Consider the following 5,198-nt stretch of genomic DNA (forward strand, 5'->3'; position numbering starts at 1 on the left):
CTAAAATTGACCGGTTTGCCTTTTTCGGGCAAGGCTTTTACGTCAATGGTACGGTTGCCCGCCGACACCGTTTTAGTGGCCGGTGCATAGATGCGGCCCCCGAAAAAATCACGTTTGTTCGTCGGCACATCGACTGTAACCTCGAGGGAGAGGGGTTCGATTTCCAATTTTCCTGATTTCTGTGGATAGAGCACTACTCTTTTCAAGATGACATAGCGATAGGGCTTGCCGTTGTAGGTGCCGTTTTTCACCTCCGGTCTGGGGACAGGAATATCTTGACTCCAAAAGTTATTGTATTTCGGATTGTCAAGCGGTTGATAGTTGGAGATACTTATTGCCGGGCTGATATACATCTTGTACACCACACTCAAAGCTTCGTTAAGATAGGGGTCGGTCTTGGAAACCTCGGCCACCAAATGCAGACTTTCGTCGGCCACGTCGTCGGCGGTCATCTGATCGCTCGGTTTATCGACCGCGGGGGTCACCTCAACCTCCTTAGGCGTTGATTTATAGGTCTTGCCGTCGATTACTATGGTCGCCTGTTTGATGGTAAACCGCCCCTGCGACCTTGGGGCCAAGGTATAGGAATAGGTTTTAGAATAACTGCGCACTCCATTGACCCATGATGAACTTATAGATTGCGAGGGGCCCATAAGCACCCGAAAGCCGGTAAAATCAGGCGGATTGAAATTATCCCCATCTTTATTCATGGCAAAGTCGACCCGCAGCCTTTCGTTGATACCCAGTTTATCTTTGCTGAGAATCATCTCGAAGGTAACGGCATCGTTATCCTGCGCTTTTAGCGCAATGGCTAAAAACAACAAAGGAATAAGGGTGATGTACCTCTTAAATATATTCATGCTTTCTTTTACCAGTTACGGTAGTATCAGTCTTGCGAATTACTTAGGATTTAGGAACTAAACTGATATCAAAAAAATCATATTTAAGAAATAGTCTCCCGTCCCTTATCTTACGTCTTTCATCTCGAATCCGACTACCTAGCATTACCAATCCTTTTCATTTTTGACCTTGACGCCCTTGACTTTCTGGGCATCGATTTTTTCCTGCACTTTTTTCTCCTCGTTCTGCATAGCGTCCAACAGGTTTTGCACCTGCTGCTTGCTCAATTGGTCGGGGCGGCGTTGCTGGGGTTGCTCCTGTTCCTGTTGGTCGCCCTCTTCAGGTTTTTTTTCCTGTTCTTTCTTTTCGTCGCCCTCACCTTCTTTGTTCTCGTCTTTCTTTTCCTCGTTTTCATCGCCCTCTTCCCCTTTATCGCCCTCGTCTTTTTTATCTTCTTTGTTCTCGTCTTCGTTATCGCCCTCTTTTTTGTCCTCGTCCTTATTTTTTTCGTCCTTCTTATCCTCCTCGTCTTTATTATCTTGATTCTGGTCGTTCTTTTGCTCGTCTTTTTCCAGCATTTCTTTCGCGAGCGCTAGGTTATAGCGCGTCTCTTCGTCGGTGGGGTCATTGCGCAAGGCTTCCTTGTATGCCTCAACGGCCTTTTGATAGTCTTTTCTCTTCATGAACACGTTGCCCATGTTATGGTAGGCGACGTGCTTTTCTTCCTTGTCGGTGGCGAGTTCCCCGGCCTCCTTAAAACGTCCGAAGGCCTCGCTGTAGGTTTCGTTGTTGTAGTATGCATTGCCCAAATTGTAACGTGCAGCGGCATTTTCGTCACTTTTGGCGATGGCGCGGCGATACTCCATCTCGGCATCTACGAATTTATTCTCGGAAAGCTGTTTGTTGCCCTCCCAAGTCAGGTCTTTGGATTGCACTAGTGCTTTTTGCCTCGCCTTTTCGTCGTCTTGGGAGAAAGCTAGGCATCCTAATAGGATAAAAAAATAGGTTAGTTTTAAATTCATATTTTTCTTTTTAACGGGATAAGTTCCTGTTTCAAACTTCTGCACGGTTGGTTCAAGGTTTACTTCTGCCTGCTAACCTAAACTACTCTACGTCCTTTTCATTGAACAGGTTCAACTTTCGCAACCACTTCGTCTTTTTTTCCAAGGTAAAAACATCCAAAAATAAAAATAAGAGTCCAAGCCCCAAAAACCATTGGAACTGATCTTTAAATTCGGCGAACTGCTTGGCCTCGAATTCCTTTTTATCCATTTGCAACAATTGTTCCTTTATGAATTCAACGGCCTCTTCGGTGCTGGAACCGTTGATATATTCCCCATTGCCTTCGTCGGCGATTTCCTTGAGAAAAGTTTCGTCCAACTTGGTGATGACGGTTTCTCCGTTGTTATCCTTTTTCAAACTTTCGACTATCCCGTTTCTTTTAATAGGGATAGGGGCACCTTTTGCCTTGCCAACACCAATAGTAAATATACGTATGCCCTCGTCGGTCGCTTTTTCTACGGCTTCTAGAGTCGATTCCCCGGAATGGTCCTCGCCATCGGAAATGATAAAAAGCACCCGATTCGTCTGCTCTTGGTCGTTGTAATAGGTAGTCGCCAATTCAATAGCTTGGTCGATCGCCGTGCCCTGGGAAGTAAGCATATCGGTGTTCATGCCCTGCAAGAACATCTTGGCCGCGCCATAGTCGGTCGTAATCGGTAGTTGCGGAAATGCTTGGCCCGCGTAGGCAATAATGCCGATGCGGTCGCTGGCCAATTGGTTGATAATTTCGGAGACCAGTCGTTTGGACTTTTCCAACCGATTAGGCGCAATATCTTCCGCCAACATGCTTTTGGAGACATCCATCGCAAAAACGATATCGACCCCTTCGCGCTTTATCGTCTCCAACTTCGTTCCGATTTTCGGATTTACCAGACCCAAGGTCAAAAAGACGAGTCCAAGTAACAAGAAAAACAGCTTCAGCCCAGATTTGAATTTGGACCTATCGGGCGTGAGCCGTTTCAACAAGGCTTCATCCGCAAACTTGTTCCGCGTGCTTTTTCTCCAAAGTTGCAACAGCAAGAACAAGACGACGAGTACCGGAATTATCCCCAGCAGATAGAAATATATTTTTTCGTCTAATTGAATCATTTTGTTGTTTAAATAAAGCTCCGAAAAAGCGTATTCCGCAATACCCATTCGAACAGAAGCAAACCCCCTGCCAAAAGCACCCAGGAACGGAATTTTTCTTCGTACCTAAAGTATTTGAACTCTTCGATATCCGTTTTTTCGAGTTTGTTGATTTCCTCGTAGATCGCTTCCAGTTTCTCGTTGTCGGTGGCCCTAAAATATTGTCCACCGGTCACCTTGGCGATATCCTTTAACAAAGCTTCATCGATCTCTACTTGGCGCATGCCATAACGGTACGAACCATCGGCGTTGTATGCGATGGGCGATAGGGCATTACCGTTTGTGCCGATACCGATGGTATATGCCTTGATACCATATTCGATAGCAAGGTCGGCCGCGGTCTGTGGCTCGATAAATCCGGAATTGTTGACCCCATCGGTAAGCAAAATGATAATCTTGCTCACTGCCTTGCTCTCCTTCAAACGATTGACAGCGGTAGCCAGCCCCATACCGATGGCCGTACCATCGTTCAGCTCTCCATACGTAATTTCGCGAAGGGCACTGAGTACGATGGCCTTATCGCTCGTAATCGGCGTTTTCGTATAGGCTTCCCCGGCGTAGGCCACAAGACCGATACGGTCGTTCGGGCGTTCTTTGATAAAATCTCCCGCTACTTCTTTCAATGCCACAAGACGGTTGGGTTTCAGGTCACGCGCCAGCATACTAGATGATACGTCAATGGCCATAACGATATCGATACCTCTTGTGGTCTTGGTCCTAGTGGAAATATCCTCGGTTTGGGGGCGTGCCATTGCCGTTATGATCGCCGTTAGGGCTAAAAGGCGCAGTACGAATAGGAAGGGTTTCAAGCGCGGAAGAAACCCTGAACCCGAAAAACCTTTGATAGTAGGCATTTTCAGGGATGCCACCTGTTCCCTGCGTTTGTAGAAATACCACAATACGGCCAAAGGAAGCAACAATAGCAACCAAAAGAATTCCGGATTTGCAAAGGTTATATTCTCAAGCATTTATACTTCCGTTTTTACTTCTACCGTGTTCAATATGCGTTCTACGATCTGTTCGGCATAGGTGTCCCCGTCCATCCAAGTCAGCATTACCTGTTGTTGAAAACCTTTTCCGCCGAAAAGCAGCAAACTATATTTACCCTGTACCGGTTCTTCGGAATCGGGTACGGCGAACTTTGCGCTTCCATATACCTTTACCCCTTTTACGCCGGTGATCGTTGTGAATTCCTCGTCTTTTGTGATAATGTTCTTGGCACCCCTGCTTTCCAGATTTTTGACGAAGGCATCGATGGATTGCCCATAATCCGGTTCCGTTTCCTGTGACAGCAAGGTCGATACCGCGCTGATCGAGAACAGGTCGTCGGGACTTTCATATCGAAATACCTGTAATTCCTGTATGTTCGCCTTTTGCTCCGGGGGGATTTCCCTTTGCTGCCTTTTCAATACTTTGGGCGTTTCAAGGCTTATCGGGGGATAGCCATAGGTACTGGCGATCCATTCGCCTTCGAGCAGGGTCTTGGTCGGATGGCCGAACACGGAATCCTTTACCGGGGCGAAGCCGTATTTGTTAACGGCAATACTGGTCGCAACCAACAGGAAGCCGATGACCGCAGCCGCCGCAATACGGATTTTCCGACGCTGCTGCCTGTGCGCCTGTTCCTCTTTGTATTCTTCCCTTTCCATAAGCTCTTCGAGCGTGGGTTCAGGCAGGGCATCATGCGTCTTGGTAACGATTTCCTCGATGGCTTTCCGGTCGTTCTGCGCAATGGATGATGCCGGTCGCGACTTTGCGAACTTGACCAGGTCGGCCGTTTGCAGGATACGTTTGAACTGCTTTAGGGTGTCGGCATCCAGTTTAAGTTCGCCGGCATCCCGAAGCATTTCCAGTTTATAGATCAGCTCATCGGTGGTACTTTCCATGGCGGATACATGCACGTCCTCCTCAAGATACAAGCGCACGATATCCGTAAGCTCGGAATAGTATTGTTTGTATTCGTCTTGGATAAGGTATTTGGAATTCTCCAATTTTTTCAGTTCCAACAAAGCCCGATCATAGGCGGGCAGTAGCGCTACTTTTTCTTCTTCGGACAAGGGTTTTTTCCGGAAGACGAACCAGTAGAGGAGCCCCCCGACAACCGCTAATCCCAGAAGGATGCCCAAAATCCACATCCACAGTTCCGAACGGCTCTTTTCGACCTCCAT

5 protein-coding genes are annotated in these 5,198 nt (G+C 47.3%); all 5 read right to left on the bottom strand.

Translation table 11 applies throughout. The annotated features are described in order from the left end of the window. Positions 1 to 860: BatD family protein (locus ACEW8S_RS04020; protein WP_373516896.1), on the bottom strand; the 860-nt coding region annotated here is incomplete at its 3' end. Positions 861 to 1,004: 144 nt separating this feature from the next. After that, positions 1,005 to 1,862 carry a tetratricopeptide repeat protein gene (locus ACEW8S_RS04025; protein ID WP_373516897.1) on the bottom strand — a complete coding sequence of 286 codons (858 nt, stop codon included), beginning with the start codon at positions 1,860 to 1,862 and terminating at the stop codon, positions 1,005 to 1,007. An 82-nt stretch (positions 1,863 to 1,944) separates the two neighbouring features. After that, on the bottom strand, positions 1,945 to 2,991 hold the full coding sequence (locus ACEW8S_RS04030; protein WP_373516898.1) for a VWA domain-containing protein: 1,047 nt from the start codon (positions 2,989 to 2,991) through the stop codon (positions 1,945 to 1,947). A gap of 8 nt (positions 2,992 to 2,999) precedes the next feature. Further along, positions 3,000 to 3,998, bottom strand: a complete 999-nt coding sequence (locus ACEW8S_RS04035; RefSeq protein WP_373516899.1) for a VWA domain-containing protein — start codon at positions 3,996 to 3,998, stop codon at positions 3,000 to 3,002. Then, positions 3,999 to 5,198 (bottom strand): hypothetical protein (locus tag ACEW8S_RS04040; RefSeq protein WP_373516900.1); only part of this gene is annotated, 1,200 nt, incomplete at its 5' end.

This window comes from Pricia sp. (assembly GCF_041745955.1).
Lineage (GTDB): Bacteria > Bacteroidota > Bacteroidia > Flavobacteriales > Flavobacteriaceae > Pricia.